This is a genomic window from Pseudomonas sp. 14P_8.1_Bac3 (assembly GCF_025466085.1).
Lineage (GTDB): Bacteria > Pseudomonadota > Gammaproteobacteria > Pseudomonadales > Pseudomonadaceae > Aquipseudomonas.
Window position 1 is genome coordinate 25,934 of record NZ_JANLOD010000010.1, and the last position, 14,687, is coordinate 40,620.

Annotated in this window: 16 protein-coding genes and 4 tRNA genes; 12 read left to right on the forward strand and 8 right to left on the reverse strand. The window is 58.5% G+C overall.

All coding sequences use genetic code 11. The annotated features are described in order from the left end of the window. The first annotated feature begins 8 nt into the window (after nucleotides 1–8). From NTD84_RS03800 to NTD84_RS03820, 5 genes are all read left to right on the forward strand, one after another. On the forward strand, nucleotides 9–1,250 hold the full coding sequence (locus NTD84_RS03800) for an aspartate kinase (protein ID WP_262163684.1): 1,242 nt from the start codon (nucleotides 9–11) through the stop codon (nucleotides 1,248–1,250). Between the two features lie 187 nt (nucleotides 1,251–1,437). Continuing rightward, entirely contained in the window at nucleotides 1,438–1,626 is a 189-nt protein-coding gene (gene csrA / locus NTD84_RS03805; RefSeq protein ID WP_002554426.1) for a carbon storage regulator CsrA, read from the forward strand. Nucleotides 1,627–1,688: 62 nt separating this feature from the next. Beyond that, nucleotides 1,689–1,779: transfer RNA gene (locus NTD84_RS03810), tRNA-Ser, on the forward strand. A gap of 108 nt (nucleotides 1,780–1,887) precedes the next feature. After that, nucleotides 1,888–1,964 (forward strand) — tRNA-Arg (locus NTD84_RS03815). Between the two features lie 71 nt (nucleotides 1,965–2,035). Beyond that, nucleotides 2,036–2,112 (forward strand) — tRNA-Arg (locus NTD84_RS03820). 19 nt (nucleotides 2,113–2,131) lie between these two features. Here the strand turns inward: NTD84_RS03820 and NTD84_RS03825 are convergent. Beyond that, entirely contained in the window at nucleotides 2,132–2,650 is a 519-nt protein-coding gene (locus NTD84_RS03825; protein WP_262163685.1) for a cell envelope protein SmpA, read from the reverse strand. A 320-nt stretch (nucleotides 2,651–2,970) separates the two neighbouring features. Here NTD84_RS03825 and mgtE point away from each other — a divergent pair, with 320 nt between their 5' ends. Further along, nucleotides 2,971–4,413, forward strand: coding sequence for a magnesium transporter (mgtE, locus tag NTD84_RS03830; RefSeq protein ID WP_262163686.1), 1,443 nt, complete (start codon nucleotides 2,971–2,973; stop codon nucleotides 4,411–4,413). A 101-nt stretch (nucleotides 4,414–4,514) separates the two neighbouring features. On the opposite strand, the gene NTD84_RS03835 is transcribed toward mgtE, so the two are convergent. Then, entirely contained in the window at nucleotides 4,515–4,841 is a 327-nt protein-coding gene (locus NTD84_RS03835) for an Arc family DNA-binding protein (protein ID WP_028620557.1), read from the reverse strand. Nucleotides 4,842–5,230: 389 nt separating this feature from the next. Here NTD84_RS03835 and phnN point away from each other — a divergent pair, with 389 nt between their 5' ends. After that, nucleotides 5,231–5,794 (forward strand): phosphonate metabolism protein/1,5-bisphosphokinase (PRPP-forming) PhnN, encoded by a 564-nt coding sequence (gene phnN / locus NTD84_RS03840; RefSeq protein ID WP_262163687.1) that lies wholly within the window; start codon nucleotides 5,231–5,233, stop codon nucleotides 5,792–5,794. Here phnN and NTD84_RS03845 read toward each other — a convergent pair. Together NTD84_RS03845 and NTD84_RS03850 are read right to left on the reverse strand one after the other, a co-directional pair. Next, complete coding sequence (locus NTD84_RS03845; protein WP_262163688.1) at nucleotides 5,769–5,948, reverse strand: PA3371 family protein; 180 nt, start codon at nucleotides 5,946–5,948, stop codon at nucleotides 5,769–5,771. The two genes, phnN and NTD84_RS03845, sit on opposite strands and share 26 nt — an antisense overlap. Nucleotides 5,949–5,970: 22 nt before the next feature. Further along, nucleotides 5,971–6,204: a hypothetical protein gene (locus NTD84_RS03850; RefSeq protein WP_262163689.1), complete on the reverse strand. Its 234-nt coding sequence runs from the start codon at nucleotides 6,202–6,204 to the stop codon at nucleotides 5,971–5,973. Nucleotides 6,205–6,498: 294 nt separating this feature from the next. Here NTD84_RS03850 and NTD84_RS03855 point away from each other — a divergent pair. From NTD84_RS03855 to NTD84_RS03875, 5 genes are all read left to right on the forward strand, one after another. Further along, nucleotides 6,499–6,575, forward strand: a tRNA-Arg gene (locus NTD84_RS03855). Nucleotides 6,576–6,790: 215 nt separating this feature from the next. Then, a complete protein-coding gene (locus NTD84_RS03860) occupies nucleotides 6,791–8,395 on the forward strand; it encodes a tetratricopeptide repeat-containing response regulator (protein WP_262163690.1) in 1,605 nt (534 codons plus the stop codon). Further along, nucleotides 8,392–9,084, forward strand: coding sequence for a sensor histidine kinase (locus NTD84_RS03865; RefSeq protein WP_262163691.1), 693 nt, complete (start codon nucleotides 8,392–8,394; stop codon nucleotides 9,082–9,084). The genes NTD84_RS03860 and NTD84_RS03865 overlap by 4 nt, the downstream gene beginning before the upstream one ends. 198 nt (nucleotides 9,085–9,282) lie before the next feature. Next, nucleotides 9,283–10,524, forward strand: a complete 1,242-nt coding sequence (locus NTD84_RS03870) for a glutamine synthetase family protein (RefSeq protein ID WP_262163811.1) — start codon at nucleotides 9,283–9,285, stop codon at nucleotides 10,522–10,524. Nucleotides 10,525–10,594: 70 nt separating this feature from the next. Beyond that, nucleotides 10,595–11,965 carry an MFS transporter gene (locus tag NTD84_RS03875; protein WP_262163692.1) on the forward strand — a complete coding sequence of 457 codons (1,371 nt, stop codon included), beginning with the start codon at nucleotides 10,595–10,597 and terminating at the stop codon, nucleotides 11,963–11,965. An 85-nt stretch (nucleotides 11,966–12,050) separates the two neighbouring features. On the opposite strand, the gene NTD84_RS03880 is transcribed toward NTD84_RS03875, so the two are convergent. The 4 genes from NTD84_RS03880 to flgA all read right to left on the reverse strand — a co-directional run bounded on the left by NTD84_RS03880 (nucleotide 12,051) and on the right by flgA (nucleotide 14,658). Further along, nucleotides 12,051–12,797: a flagellar brake protein gene (locus NTD84_RS03880; RefSeq protein WP_262163693.1), complete on the reverse strand. Its 747-nt coding sequence runs from the start codon at nucleotides 12,795–12,797 to the stop codon at nucleotides 12,051–12,053. 91 nt (nucleotides 12,798–12,888) lie between these two features. Then, the gene (locus NTD84_RS03885) at nucleotides 12,889–13,356 is read right to left on the reverse strand and encodes a flagella synthesis protein FlgN (protein ID WP_262163694.1); all 468 of its coding nucleotides are present in this window, start codon (nucleotides 13,354–13,356) and stop codon (nucleotides 12,889–12,891) included. A gap of 48 nt (nucleotides 13,357–13,404) precedes the next feature. Next, nucleotides 13,405–13,731: a flagellar biosynthesis anti-sigma factor FlgM gene (gene flgM, locus NTD84_RS03890; protein WP_262163695.1), complete on the reverse strand. Its 327-nt coding sequence runs from the start codon at nucleotides 13,729–13,731 to the stop codon at nucleotides 13,405–13,407. A 165-nt stretch (nucleotides 13,732–13,896) separates the two neighbouring features. Continuing rightward, the gene (gene flgA / locus NTD84_RS03895; protein WP_262163696.1) at nucleotides 13,897–14,658 is read right to left on the reverse strand and encodes a flagellar basal body P-ring formation chaperone FlgA; all 762 of its coding nucleotides are present in this window, start codon (nucleotides 14,656–14,658) and stop codon (nucleotides 13,897–13,899) included. Between the last annotated feature and the right edge of the window lie 29 nt (nucleotides 14,659–14,687).

Genomic DNA, 14,687 nt, shown 5'->3' on the forward strand with positions numbered 1-14,687 from the left:
GCTTTGAAATGGCTTTGATCGTACAGAAATTTGGAGGCACCTCGGTCGGCACTGTCGAGAGAATCGAGCAGGTCGCCGACAAGGTTAAGAAATTCCGCGATGCCGGCGATGACCTGGTGGTTGTGCTGTCTGCAATGAGCGGCGAAACCAACCGTCTGATCGATCTGGCCAAGCAAATCAGTGGCGACGACCAACCGGTTCCCCGTGAGCTGGATGTGATTGTTTCCACCGGCGAGCAGGTGACGATTGCACTGCTGGCCATGGCGTTGATCAAGCGCGGCGTGCCGGCGGTGTCTTACACCGGCAACCAGGTGCGGATTCTCACCGATAGCGCGCACAATAAAGCGCGGATCTTGCAGATTGATGACCAGAAGATTCGCGGTGACCTGAAGGCGGGACGCGTGGTGGTTGTCGCCGGTTTCCAGGGTGTCGACGAGCACGGCAACATCACTACCCTCGGTCGTGGCGGTTCCGACACCACCGGCGTGGCGCTGGCGGCAGCCTTGAAGGCTGACGAATGCCAGATCTACACCGACGTCGACGGTGTCTACACCACCGACCCGCGCGTGGTGTCCGTGGCTCAGCGCCTGGACAAGATTACCTTCGAAGAGATGCTGGAAATGGCCAGCCTCGGTTCCAAGGTGTTGCAGATCCGTGCGGTCGAGTTCGCCGGCAAATACAACGTTCCGCTGCGCGTACTGCACAGCTTCAAGGAGGGTCCGGGCACCCTCATTACTATTGATGAAGAGGAAACCATGGAACAGCCGATCATTTCCGGCATCGCTTTCAATCGCGATGAAGCCAAGCTGACCATCCGTGGCGTGCCAGACACCCCGGGCGTTGCATTCAAGATTCTCGGGCCGATCAGTGCCGCGAACATCGAAGTCGACATGATCGTGCAGAACGTTGCGCACGATAACACCACCGACTTCACTTTCACCGTGCACCGCAACGACTTCCAGGCCGCGCAAACCGTGCTGGAAAACACCGCTCGCGAGATCGGTGCCCGTGAAGTGGTGGGCGACATCAAGATCGCCAAGGTGTCGATCGTCGGTGTCGGCATGCGCTCCCACGCTGGCGTGGCCAGCCGCATGTTCGAATCCCTGGCGAAAGAAAGCATCAACATCCAGATGATCTCGACCTCGGAAATCAAGGTTTCCGTGGTGATCGAAGAGAAGTACCTGGAACTGGCTGTGCGCGCGCTGCACACGGCTTTCGAACTGGACGCGCCGGCCCGACAGGGCGAGTGATGCGTTAGCCGAAGGGCGCGGTCTGACCGCGCCCTTTTGTTTTTTTGAGCAGTGCGGCTGGAAACTGTTTTTTTGCCCGCGCTGGTCAATACTCAGGCATGTAGGGCTGCGACCTTTCAGGTTGTAGGTCGAATGCCTTTTTTTTGCAGACTGTTGTCCCTGAAATGAAATGCGTGAGGAGAAAGGTATGCTGATTCTGACTCGTCGGTGCGCAGAAAGCCTGATTATTGGTGATGGCGAAATCACCGTGACCGTGCTCGGCGTTAAAGGAAATCAAGTGCGTATCGGTGTCAACGCCCCGAAAGAGGTTGCGGTCCACCGTGAGGAAATTTACCTGCGTATAAAGAAAGAGAAGGACGAAGAACCAAGCCATTAATTTTTATCGTTTTTTATGTTTGCAAACGGGGAAGAAGCTGGTTAATATACGCCCCGTGTTGCGGAGAGCTGGCCGAGTGGCCGAAGGCGCTCCCCTGCTAAGGGAGTACACCTCAAAAGGGTGTCGGGGGTTCGAATCCCCCGTTCTCCGCCATTATTTGCGTAGTACGTTTTGATCTGGCTTCTTCGGTAAGTTGTTGAAATTACTAGAAAAAAGCGCTTTACAAAAAGATTCGACGGCCTATAATGCGCGGCAACAAATGCACTCGTAGCTCAGCTGGATAGAGTACTCGGCTACGAACCGAGCGGTCACAGGTTCGAATCCTGTCGAGTGCACCATTTAAGAGTCATTTGCAGCAATGTGAAAGGCTTGGCTTCAACCAGTTGTGATCTGGTATAAAACCACACATGCACTCGTAGCTCAGCTGGATAGAGTACTCGGCTACGAACCGAGCGGTCACAGGTTCGAATCCTGTCGAGTGCACCAAACACCAAAAAGCCCGCGTTTAACGCGGGCTTTTTGCCGTCCGGGATTTGGCTTTTCCCTTCGTGCATCCTTTCTCATCGAACTCGACGTGAGCGCTGTGACCTCGCTTGGTGTCGTAGCGGTAACTTGTGGCCGAGTTACGCACCGTAATCTTGTCCGGCTTGCCAAGTGCACTTTCAACATCCTGCTGACTCATGCCCGGGACAACCCGCTGGTTGATGATCGCCTCGCGGCGCTCGCGAGCGTTGATCAGGTTTCCGCATTTGTCCTCGGCCTGGCCGACGATTCCCGGCTCTCTCCTCGGGACGTTCATACCTGATGCTGTGCGATTGTCAGCCTCTGGCATCAGGGCGACGGCGCTGCCGGGCGTGAACGTGCGCACTTCCTGCAGTGAAAGGCTGTCCCCGGCCGCACAGCTCAATGTGGTGAACGTAATGCGCCCATTGGCTGCCTCACAGCGGTGAACAGTCGCTGCGCGTGTATCGAGCGACACACAGAGTAAGGCGATCAGCAAAAAACAATGTCCATTCAATAGCATCAAACGTCCTCCATGACGGTCTGACTCAAGGGTAGTCGTTACATTTTTTAGTGCCTTTGTGTTTTCTTTTCAGAATGAGTCGTCGCATTTTCATGGATCAGGACGGCGCTCAAGTTTGTCCCGCAAGCGCTTGTTTCAGCCGAGATTTTTTAACGTTTAAAACCGTCGGGCGGTGTATCATTGCGCCCGTCAGCCCCGCCGGGGCTTGTGGAATACCTCCATGGACTTACCCAGTAGAAACTCAGTAAACCGTTTTTCCAATCATGAATTGACTGATTGATCCTTCCGGCGTGCCCCGCTGCTGGGAGTGGAGTTCGCCTATGTCTGAAGTTGAAGTAAAGAAAACGCAAGAAAGCCTGCAGGACCGCCTCGCTCAAGTCGTCGAGCTGTTGCAGCGTCAGCGGGTGGTCGAAGACCTGACTCATCGTCAGGAAGGCCCGCATCACGATCGGGTCGAGAACCTGGTTCACCGGCAAAATCTGGTCGAGCTGCAACGCAAGCTCGACGATCTGCACTCCGCCGACGTCGCCTACATCCTTGAAGCCCTGCCGCTGGACGACCGTCTGACGCTCTGGCAATTGGTCAAGGCCGATCGTGACGGCGACATCCTGCTCGAAGTGTCCGACTCGGTGCGGGAAACCCTGATCGCCGACATGGATGATCACGAGCTCCTGGCTGCCGCCAAGGACATGGACGCCGACGAACTGGCCGACCTGGCCTCCGAGTTGCCACGGGACGTTGTCCACGAACTGATGGAAACCCTCGACGGTCAACAGCGTGAGCGCGTTCGCTCCGCGTTGTCCTATGACGAGGAGCAGGTCGGTGCGTTGATGGACTTCGAGATGGTGACGATCCGCGAGGATGTCAGTCTCGAAGTGGTCTTGCGCTATCTGCGCCGACTCAAGGAGCTACCTGGTCACACCGACAAACTGTTCGTGGTCGATTACGACGGCGTGCTCAAGGGTGTGTTGCCGATCAAGCGTCTGCTGGTCAATGACCCGGAAAAGCAGGTCGCGGAGGTCATGGCCAGCGACCCGGTGAGCTTTCATCCGGATGAAGACGCCTACGATGCCGCCCAGGCGTTCGAACGTTACGACTTGATCTCTGCGCCTGTGGTCGACAAGAACGGTAAGCTGATCGGCCGTCTGACCATCGATGAAATGGTCGACCTGATTCGTGAAGAGAGCGAAAACGAAGTTCTCAACATGGCGGGTCTGCGGGAAGAAGAAGACATTTTCGCGTCAGTCTGGAAGTCCCTGCGCAACCGTTGGGCCTGGCTGGCCATAAACCTGATCACCGCGTTCATTGCCTCTCGCGTGATCGGTTTGTTCGAAGGCTCGATCGAGAAACTGGTGGCGCTGGCGGCACTGATGCCGATCGTGGCGGGCATCGGCGGCAACTCGGGTAACCAGACCATCACCATGATCGTGCGCGCCATGGCACTGGATCAGGTGAGCACCGGTAATACCTCGCGCCTGATGCGCAAGGAGCTGGCGGTAGGTTTGATCAATGGCCTGGTGTGGGGCGGCGTGATTGGGGTGGTCGCTTATATGCTTTACGGCAGTTGGTCGCTTGGCGTGGTGATGACCGCCGCCATGACGCTCAACCTGCTGCTGGCGGCCCTGATGGGCGTGTTGATCCCTATGACCCTGGCGCGCCTCGGACGCGATCCGGCAATGGGCGCCAGCGTGATGATCACGGCCATGACCGACAGTGGCGGCTTCTTCATCTTCCTCGGGCTGGCGACGATCTTCCTGCTCTGAGCCTCCTACAGAGACAATAAACCCGCCATTGGCGGGTTTTTTGTGCCCGCATCCAGGCAAAAAAAAGCCAGCGATTAAGCTGGCTTGGGCATTCGGATGAATCAGGAAGCGTCTGCGGCCAATTCGGCGTCATGGGCAATCAGCGAAACGAGTGCGTTCTGCTGGCGATGGGAAAGTTGGCGGAAGCGCTGCAGCAGTTCACGTTCGTGCAGTGACAGCTCCGGGCTGTCCAGGCGCATGCTCAACTCTTCGCCCAGTGCGCCTTCCTGAATAAGACTCTGCTCAAGGCGCGCAATGATTTCAGAGTTCATGCTGCGATGATGATTGCGAGCCACCTCGGCAATGCGTTCACGCATTCCGTCTGGCAGACGTACGACGAACTTGTCAGCCGTACGGCTGGAATAAATTGCCTGTTTCAATGGGCGCATATATTTAACCGGTTAGTTCAGGGGAGCGGTTCTCGGGATTGGCCGCAGGATGTCTGATAGGACAAGGACTCCGGCCAAATGTTCAACCTGAATTGATAGAGGCTCGCATCATGCCTCAACATAGCCAGTTCATTGGCGTCAATTCTGTGACAAATATTGAACTGGATACCGGCGTTATGCCAGCACCAATTGTCAGAAATGCGGACTGGTTTTCAAAAGATTGCCCAAGTCCGAACCACTGGCCGCATCCTGTCGCCCGACAGGGTGATGCCCGTGGACGCCTGTAAGGTGCATGCTATGCGGATTCGATCACGATTCCATAGTTATACAGGATAGTGGCAATTGGCCGATTTACTAGTGGCAACCCCATCATGGGAGGCTATTTCAGGATGGATGGCAGACTGATTTACTTGATGGGCCCTTCCGGGTCCGGCAAGGACAGCCTCATCGAGGCGGCTCGCGAGCCTTTGCGGGCTCAGGGCTGCGAAGTGGTGCGACGGATCATCACCCGCTCGGCGGAATCGGTGGGAGAGGATGCCATCGGCGTTTCCCGGGAAGAGTTCGCGCGCCGCAGAGACGAGGGTGACTTCGCGCTGTACTGGAATGCCAACGGCCTGGATTACGGAATTCCGATCTCGATCGATCAATCGCTCGGCAATGGTCGCGACGTGCTGGTCAACGGCTCTCGTGGGCACCTGGACCAAGCAATGGCGCGCTATCCGACGTTGCTGCCGATTCTTTTGACGGTCAAGGAAGAAGTTTTGCGCGAGCGATTGCTGCGGCGGGGGCGTGAAAGCCTAGCGGAAATAGAGGCGCGATTGCGGCGAAATGAACTGTTCACGGCTGACGATGACAGGCACATACATCGACTCGACAACTCGGCCGACCTCCTCACCACGGTGGCCGACCTGTTGAATCTGCTACGCGTCAGCGCAGGACTGGATCGAACTTGAACTTGCGGCCCGCAATCAGCGCCAGTACAAACAGCGCAGTGAAGACGCCGCAGGCAATCAGTGGCAGGGTGACAGCCGACTCCTGGACCAGTGACAAATGAAGAATGCCGCTCAGTAAGGCAAGGACGAAAAATCCTGCGGCTGATTTGGACATGCTGTGCTCCTGAAGGGGTTGATCAAAATACCAGGCGTTCCGGAGACTGCGCTGGCAGCAGGACATTCTCCTGGCTTACTTCCTGACCGACGAAGCCGCGCTGATCACTCAGCACCGCCAGTTGCGGCGTCTTCTGCAATTGCAGGTAGTGCGGCATGCGTTGAGCAACCGCCTCGGCGCCGCTCTCAGGGGCAAAATGAAAACCCAGCAGAATCGCCAGAGCGATTACATTCGAGAGTAAAAGGACGCTGTTCATGAGGCGGGCCTCCGTTGTTCGTGAGAACAGTTGAAGCACCCGACGTGCCAAGAGTCTAACGCTTGTTAAAGTCTATAAAAACAACAAGTTAGGCTACCAGTGGGAAATGTCTGTAGTGCAATTTGCATGGGTGGCTTTTTGCAGTGATGCAATTTGCACGGTTAACAAATCCCGCGCCGTTGCAGGGCGCCTGCCTACACTTAAAAAGCCGGACGGACGACATGACAAACGCAGGCCTGCCCGTTAACATGCACGCCGTCCTTCGCACCGCGTTTTTCTCGCGGAGCGATTCGTGTCTCAGTAGCTCAATTGGATAGAGCATCCCCCTCCTAAGGGGAAGGTTGGCAGTTCGAACCTGCCCTGGGACACCATCAAATTCCAGCCCCGTGGCTGTCAAAAAGCTCCGCCAGGACGTCCCGTCCGACGGGGCTTTTTCATGCGTGCTCGCCCTACGTTTCTTAGCAACATGCTTGTCTTTATTGGCTGCACGCGATCAGGCCAATCCGCGAAACTCAAGTGAATCGTCCTGCTGGCCGATAACCCGAACAGTCATGGTCTTCTTCTTAAAATTGCCTGGAAATCTTCGATGCTGTCGTATCACCAAAAGAGTTTTCTGATCGTCGATGATTTCTCTGATTTTCGCAGTTCGGTCCGTTCCATGCTGCGCGAACTGGGCGTCAAGGACGTCGACACCGCTGACACCGGCGAGCAGGCGCTGCGCATGTGCTCGCAGAAGTCCTACGATTTCATCCTGCAGGATTTCCACCTGGGCGATGGCAAGAAGAACGGCCAGCAGGTGCTCGAAGACCTGATGGTCGAGAAGCTGATCAGCCATGAGGCGGTATTCGTCATGGTCACCGCCGAGACCAGCCAGGCCATGGTGCTCAGCGCTCTGGAGCACGAGCCCGACGCGTACTTGACCAAACCGTTCAACCGCTCGGGCCTGGCCCAGCGACTGGAGCGTCTGGAGCAACGCAAGACCTTGCTCAAGCCGATCCTGCAGGCCCTCGATCGCGGCAAGCCGGTCGAAGTGCTCAATGCCTGCATCGCGCTGTGCAAACAGGACATCCGTTATTCGCCGCTGTGCCTGCGTTATCGCGCCGACGCCCTGCGCGACTTGAATCAGAATGAGGCGCTGGAACGTCTTTACGACAGCATCATTGCCGATCGGCCTTTGCCTTGGGCGTTTGCCGGGTTGGGCAAGTTGCTGTTCAAGCGCGGCCAGGTGAGCCAGGCCAAAGGCGTCTACGAAAAAGCCCTGAAAGTGTTTCCAATGATGCCAGCGCTCTACGATGGCATGGCCGATGTGCTGATCGCCGAAGGTGATACCAGGGCGGCGCAGCAGGTGCTGGAAGAAGCGATTCGCTTGTCGCCGCTGGCCGTGCGTCGGCAGGCGCTGCTGGGCAAGCTGGCGATGACCAACGAAGATTTCGAAACCGCGTCGAGAGCCTATCGACAAGCAGTCAGCCAGGGCGCGCAATCGCGTTTCAAGGACGCCGAAAGCAATCTTGGCCTGGCCCATGCCTTGATCAGCAAAGGCAGTGAAAAGGGGCTGGATACCCGCACGCGGCTGGAGATCAACACCACGCTGAGCGCGGTGGCGAAGGAAAACCCGTCCGACCCGGGCCTGCAGATTCGCGCGCGGCTGATGAAGGCCACCAGCCTGTTACTCAACGATGCCGAAACCGCGGAAAAGCTCACCGAGCAGGCGATGCTGCGCCTGGATGGCATGGAGCAGTTCATGAGTGCCGAAGCGGCGCTGTTGGTGGCCAAGCAGTTGCAAATGCTCGGTCAGGCTGACGCGGGGAATTCGATGCTGAAAAGCTGCGCGGAAATCTACGGCGACGATCCGGTGGTGATGCAAGGCATTGCCAAGTTGACGGATGACCCGGCTATCCTCAGCGCCGGCAACGATGCGGCGGAACTCAATCGTCAGGGCGTGCGCGAGTACAAGGCCGGTAACCTGATGGAAGCCCGGGCGGTGTTCCGCAAAGCCCTGGCGTTGCAATCGAAGAACATCAGCATCGCGCTGAACATGGCGCAGTCGCTGCTGCATGGCACCGACACCAGCGTGGCGTCGGCGGAACTGGAAGAGTGCCAAGCCTGCCTGAAAATGGTCGGCCTGATGCCCGTCACCGATGCGCGGTATGCGCGTTACCAGAAACTGAAAATCAAGGCGTTCGGCGCATGAGTCACGACAACCCGACACTGGATTTCTCCACGGTGATTGCTTCCACCGTGCACGACATGAAGAACTCACTGGCCATGCTGATGCAGGCCCACAGCCAATGGCTGGCGCGCTTGCCCGACCCGGCTCGGCACACGCCTGAACAGGGCGTGATCGAGTTCGAATTCGCTCACCTCAACGGCATGCTCGTGCAGTTGCTGGGGCTGTACAAACTCGGCGTCAACCAGATGCCGTTGCAACCGGCCTACCACGAACTGGACGACTTCATCGAAGCGCAACTGGCCTGCCATCAGGACGTGTTCGCCAGCCGCGGCATCATGGCGACGTATGAAGTGGATCCGTTGAGCCCGCTGGGTTTCTTCGATCGGGAGCTGGTCGCGTCGGTGCTGGGCAACTGCATCAACAACGCCATCCGTTACGCCCGCCACGCGGTGTTGATCAGCGTCAGCGATGAGGCCGGGCAACTGGTGCTGACGATCAATGACGACGGCGACGGTTATCCTGCCGAGATGATCGAGCGTCAGGCCGATTACGTGCAGGGCATCAACCATAGCAGCGGCAGCACTGGCCTGGGCCTGTACTTCGCCGGGCGCATTGCCGCGTTGCATCAGCGCAACGGCATCGGCGGGCGCACCGAAATCAGCAATGGCGGCCCATTGGGCGGCGGCGTGTTCAGCCTTTATCTGCCGTGACGTTCTTTTTGTTTTCCGGTGCTTGATATTCCGAACAGGCGGAGCCTATTTTGTACGGTCGCCGTTCGCGGCCCGCACAACAACAAGGATTGCGTCATGACAACCGGTGGCCAGGGTTCACTCGCACAGCGATTGACGGGCATTGATGAGATTGAATGTGTAACGCCGGATTTGAACGGTGTGCCTCGTGGCAAGGTCATGACGGCCGAGGGGTTTCTCGAAGGGCGGCGTTTGCAGATGGCGCGGGGTGTGCTGCTGCAATGCATCATGGGCGGATATCCGCCAGCGCGTTTTTACGGCAGCGACGACGGCGATCTGGCCCTGGTGGCCGATTCCACGCAGATCCACCGGTTACCCTGGAGCGCCCAGCCACGCGCCTTCGCCATTTGCGATGCCGACGAGCTAAGCGGTGAAAGCTCGCGCCTGTCGACCCGCGGCCAGCTCAAGTCGGTGATTGCCCGTTACACCGCCCTCGGCCTGGTGCCGGTGGTGGCGACCGAGCTGGAGTTCTTCGTCTTCGCACCTAACACCGATCCGACGCAACCGTTCCAGCCGCCGCTGGGCCTCGACGGCCGCCGCGAGGAAGGGCATTCGGCGTTCAGCGTCAGTTCCAATAACGGCTTGCGCCCGTTCTTCAGTGAAGTCTATGCCTGCATGGCGGCGCTGGGCCTGCCGCGCGATACGTTCATGCACGAGATGGGCGTCAGCCAGTTCGAGATCAATCTGCTGCATGGCGATCCGCTGTTGCTCGCCGACCAGACCTTCCTCTTCAAGCACCTGCTCAAAGAAGTCGCGCTCAAGCACGGCCTGACCGTGGTCTGCATGGCCAAGCCGCTGGCGCACACGCCGGGCAGTTCGATGCACATCCACCAGAGCATCGTCGAGATCGACAGCGGGCGTAACGTGTTCAGCGACGAGGCCGGTCAGCCGACTGCGACCTTCCGTCACTTCATCGGCGGTCAGCAGGCCGCGATGGCGGACTTCACCGCATTGTTTGCGCCGAACGTGAATTCGTATCAGCGCTTGTGTCATCCGTTCGCGTCACCGAACAATGCCTGCTGGTCCCATGACAACCGGGCGGCGGGTTTGCGCATTCCGGCCAGTTCACCGATCGCTCGTCGGGTCGAGAACCGCTTGCCGGGCGCGGATGCGAATCCGTACCTGGCGATTGCCGCGAGCCTCGCCGCGGGTTTGCACGGCATCGAGAACCAGCTGGAGCCAAGCGAAGCGATCCAGGGCGAGTTCGACGTGCCGGATAATCTTTCGTTGCCGTGTACCTTGCATGCCGCTCTCGAGCGTCTGAAACGTAGTCCATTGGCGAAGGAACTGTTCGGCAAGGAGTTCATCGAAGGCTACGTCGCTTCGAAGACCATGGAGCTGACCAGCTTCTTTGATGAAATTACCCCCTGGGAACGCCGTGTTCTGGCTGCCCAGGCCTGACGAACCTTCGTCTTCGGGCTATCTTTTCGGGTAGCCCGTTTCTCACCGCAAGGAGCCGCTCGGAACGCCGATGCGCCAAATCTGGAAACCCTTTCGAGCGCTGTATTTTGCCTCGCTGATGATGTTGATCGGCTCCGGTCTGTTGAGCACGTACCTGGGTCTGCGCCTGGCGGCTGATCACGTCGACAGCCTGTGGGTCGGTGCGCTGATGGCGGCCAACTATTTCGGCCTGGTGCTGGGGGGCAAGATCGGTCACCGGTTGATCGCCCGGGTCGGGCATATCCGCGCCTATTCCGCGTGCGCCGGGATCGTCGGCGCGGCGGTGCTGGGTCATGGCCTGGTGGACTTCCTGCCAGCCTGGATCTTCCTGCGGGTAATCGTCGGCCTGGGCATGATGTGCCAGTACATGGTCATTGAAAGCTGGCTCAACGAGCAGGCCGAAGCGTCGCAGCGGGGCACGGTGTTCAGCGGCTACATGATCGCGTCCTACCTGGGGCTGGTGCTGGGGCAATTGATTCTGGTCATGCACCCGGCGCTCGGTCTTGAGCTGCTGATGCTGGTCGCGCTGTGCTTCGCCTTGTGCCTGGTGCCGGTGGCCCTGACCCGGCGGATTCACCCGGCCGCCCTGCACCCGGCGCCGATGGAACCGCGGTTCTTCATCAAACGCGTGCCGCAATCCTTGAGTACGGTGCTGGGGGCGGGGTTGATCATTGGTTCGTTCTACGGTCTGGCGCCGCTGTATGCCTCGCAGCAAGGTTTGTCCACGGAGCAGGTGGGTCTGTTCATGGGTAGCTGCATTTTTGCCGGCCTGCTGGTGCAGTGGCCGCTGGGCTGGTTGTCCGACCGCTACGATCGGGCGCTGTTGATCCGCTGTTTTGCCCTGGTGCTGGCCGTTGCCGCGTTACCGCTGGCGATCATGCAACAGGTGCCGCTGGAGGTGTTGTTCATCACCGGTTTCATCTGCTCGCTGGTGAAGTTCTGCCTGTACCCGCTCGCGGTCGCGTTCTCCAATGACCACGTCGAGGCTGATCGACGAGTGTCGCTGACGGCGATGCTGCTGGTGACCTACGGGATCGGCGCCAGCATCGGGCCGCTGGTCGCCGGTGTACTGATGAAGATGTTCGGCAGTCAGATGCTGTATGCCTTCTTCAGTTTCTTCGCGTTGGTGCTGGTGTGGCGGATTCGCCCGAAAGCGGTCACCAACCTGCATCAGGTCGACGACGCGCCGCTGCATCACGTGGCGATGCCGGACAGCATGTCGAGTTCGCCACTGGTGGCGTGTCTTGATCCGCGGGTCGATGAACAAGTGGTGCAGGACCAGATGCAAACGCCGGCCAATCCCGAACCGAGTCCCGAGCCTGAGGCCGAGGCACCAGCCGCTGCGCCGCCGGAAGATCCGGACACCGGGCGCGAGCAAAGCTTCACCGAAGCCAGGCCCTGAAAAGCCCAGGCAGAAGCGTGCGTACACCCAGCAAAAAAACGGGCAGTCACCGCAAGGGACTGCCCGTTTTTATTGACGCCTGATGTTACAGGTCGTCTTTATCGAAGCGCCGCGCTTCACGTTGCAACTGATAGACGAAGCGTTCGACCTGACGCTGCACCAGCCCGCTCATGTTGTGGAAGCGGACACCGGCGAAGGTGGTGGAGATTTTTTCTTCGAAGTGCAGGTGACGCAATTCGACCGGTGCGGTCATTGAACCGAAGGGCAGGGCGGCGACGAATCGGTCGTAGACCTGACCCAGCTGCAGGCGGCCGGTGATGTCGCCGTCAAAGCGCAACTTGCAGCCGGTGGCGGAGATATCCAGTAACTTGCCGCGAATCGGCGCCTTGAATTTCTCGCCATCCAGGTCGACATCGATCAACTGGGCCAGCTTCAATGCCGCGCGAAAGGCGTTGCGACGTTGGTGATAAACCACTTCGTCCGGCAGCGGGCCGACGTAGCAGCGACTATCGTCGGAGGTGTCAATGGTCAGCGGACCATTGCTTTCCCAGGCAATACGCACGCCATCGTGAAAACCTTCGACCTTGTAGGGTTCGCCGGCCAGCAGGAAACGTTCGCCATCGCGGGGGATCATTTCGTCAAATACGATCGTGCCGGCTTCGCGATTCACGTCCACCAGATAGCTCTGAAAGCGCTGGGTGCGTTCGTGGAAGGTGATGATCAGCGGATCATGGCTGTCCTGGAGCTGGCCCAGAGTGCTGGAGATTTCCATCGGTGTGGTGAGCACCTTGGGCGGCTGCGGGGCATCTTCCGCGTTTATGGCATTGGACACGGTTCATCAATCTCCAGACAAAATATGACGCGGATGGCCACTATGGTGCCAGCATGTTGCACGTCTTGATAGGGCGTGGTCAATTGCCTGCTCACGCCTGACTGAGCGGGCGCGGCTTCGCAAGTTTGGCGGTTGATCCGCGGGCATCATAGAGGGCTGGTGGTTCACCGCCGGTGAGGATTTTCAGCTGATTGGCCGTGGCGGCCTGCTGGACCAGGATCGACTGGCCATTGTTGAGGTTCATGGCCTGGCATTGAGCCAGGAGATCGGTGAGCACGTCGCTCTGCGTCAGTAGCTCGTCGCCGATGCTCGACTGACTGGCCAGTTGCTCCAGACCGTTGCGATTGACCGGCAGGTTGAGGCTGGCGAGGATTTCACTGCGCTTGCGGCCATGCTGTTCGAGCAGAATGATCAAGGCCTGTTTCTGCGCCAGAATCTCTTCGAGCAGCGGCATGTCACGACCGTGCAGGGCGATAGATTCGGTTTGCAGCAGTTCCAGCAAGTGTTGAGCTGGAGCAAAGTCGTCGGTGATCAGTTGCAGTAAATTAGTGTCGTGCATGGCTGGCCTTGGGTTTTAAGCGTCCAAAAGCCTGGCGCGGGCCGTGGCCTAGCGCTGGGCTTCGAAGTTGAGCAGTTTGCTGGCTACACGGTTGCTGTCGACTTTGTAGCTGCCATCGGCAATCGCTGCTTTCAACTCGGCCACGCGGGCTTTGTCGACGGCAGGCTGATCGCGCAGCTTGTCAGTGACCTGTTGCAACTGTTGAGCCTCATTGCTGAGGTGTACCGATTCCCCGCTTTTGACGGTACTGGCCTGTTCGGCCGGGGTATTCAGCGTTGCGGATTTGCCGGCTTCGGCGGTTTCCTTGGCAACGCTGGTACGAGTACTGCCCGTAAGTGACGAGGAGCTGTTCAAACGGCTGAAATCGATGACCATGGTTAAAAACCTCTGAGTATTTGGACGCTTGCCATGTTTTCGGCCATCCCTGTGAAAACTTTAGACTCATTTATCAATGAGCCTGCATGCGCCAGCACGTCTCCTGCATGCGGCACAGTTTAGGGAACAGCCTCGGGCAACGCCACATCTTCAAGAGCAGAGTCCCTACATGGCCACTTCCACTTGGCCAGGCGCGGTGACTTGCGCCTTGATGACTCGATTGGAGTTGAGATTTTTCACGCGAATCTGCTCGGCCATTCCGCCGTTGGACAGTGCCTCACCAGGCATCCGCACGCTGAGCGTACCACTGCGGGCGGTAATCACCACCTGATCGCCCTTGCGGATGACCTCGGTCTGTTCGAGATGAACGAGGGTGATCACCTGATCGGCGACCATTGGTCGGGTAAGTCGCTGACCGATCGCCTGGTCAAGGGTCGTCAGGTAGCCCTGGCTGATCTGGCTGATATCCCGCTCGCGCAGGAGCACGTCGGCGGGCTCGACAATGTCGGCGCGGCGCAGGGGCCGGGTGCTGGTCACAACCTCGCGAAACAGGCGGACTTGAGCGGGTACGAAGACCGTCCAGGGCGAGCTGCCCTCGCAGCGAACCTTGACCGTTACCCGCCCCAGCGGCTTGGCCGGGCTCTCCAGGCTGGCTGTCAATTCCTTGTCGCACATGGGCATGCGCAGTCGCGGATCGAGCTGATTGACCTGGATTTCATAGCGACCTTCCGTTTGACGGGTGGCCAGATAGTCTTCTACGGTGAATTCAAGAAAGCCCTGGGTGACGCCGATAAGCATGTCAGGCAAGGTAACCGCGTCAGCAAGGGCAGGGCTGCCAGCGTTGAACAGGCAAACGGCCGACATCGCCCAGAGCAATTTGCTGAAGGTTGATGTCAGGCGTCGGAAAAATGTCGGTTCTGTGTTCATAAGAGTTAAAAAGCAAGCGCCGTGCCGTT

Excerpts from the sequence above, each read along its gene's own strand:
- NTD84_RS03800 (WP_262163684.1), top strand. The coding sequence starts at position 9 with ATGGCTTTGATCGTACAGAAATTTGGAGGCACCTCGGTCGGCACTGTC.
- flgA (WP_262163696.1), bottom strand. The coding sequence starts at position 14,658 with ATGAACACAGAACCGACATTTTTCCGACGCCTGACATCAACCTTCAGC.
- NTD84_RS03875 (WP_262163692.1), top strand. The coding sequence starts at position 10,595 with ATGCGCCAAATCTGGAAACCCTTTCGAGCGCTGTATTTTGCCTCGCTG.
- NTD84_RS03825 (WP_262163685.1), bottom strand. The coding sequence starts at position 2,650 with ATGCTATTGAATGGACATTGTTTTTTGCTGATCGCCTTACTCTGTGTG.
- NTD84_RS03860 (WP_262163690.1), top strand. The coding sequence starts at position 6,791 with ATGCTGTCGTATCACCAAAAGAGTTTTCTGATCGTCGATGATTTCTCT.
- NTD84_RS03885 (WP_262163694.1), bottom strand. The coding sequence starts at position 13,356 with ATGCACGACACTAATTTACTGCAACTGATCACCGACGACTTTGCTCCA.
- NTD84_RS03835 (WP_028620557.1), bottom strand. The coding sequence starts at position 4,841 with ATGCGCCCATTGAAACAGGCAATTTATTCCAGCCGTACGGCTGACAAG.
- phnN (WP_262163687.1), top strand. The coding sequence starts at position 5,231 with ATGGATGGCAGACTGATTTACTTGATGGGCCCTTCCGGGTCCGGCAAG.
- NTD84_RS03850 (WP_262163689.1), bottom strand. The coding sequence starts at position 6,204 with ATGAACAGCGTCCTTTTACTCTCGAATGTAATCGCTCTGGCGATTCTG.
- mgtE (WP_262163686.1), top strand. The coding sequence starts at position 2,971 with ATGTCTGAAGTTGAAGTAAAGAAAACGCAAGAAAGCCTGCAGGACCGC.
- NTD84_RS03845 (WP_262163688.1), bottom strand. The coding sequence starts at position 5,948 with ATGTCCAAATCAGCCGCAGGATTTTTCGTCCTTGCCTTACTGAGCGGC.
- flgM (WP_262163695.1), bottom strand. The coding sequence starts at position 13,731 with ATGGTCATCGATTTCAGCCGTTTGAACAGCTCCTCGTCACTTACGGGC.
- NTD84_RS03870 (WP_262163811.1), top strand. The coding sequence starts at position 9,283 with ATGACGGCCGAGGGGTTTCTCGAAGGGCGGCGTTTGCAGATGGCGCGG.
- NTD84_RS03865 (WP_262163691.1), top strand. The coding sequence starts at position 8,392 with ATGAGTCACGACAACCCGACACTGGATTTCTCCACGGTGATTGCTTCC.
- csrA (WP_002554426.1), top strand. The coding sequence starts at position 1,438 with ATGCTGATTCTGACTCGTCGGTGCGCAGAAAGCCTGATTATTGGTGAT.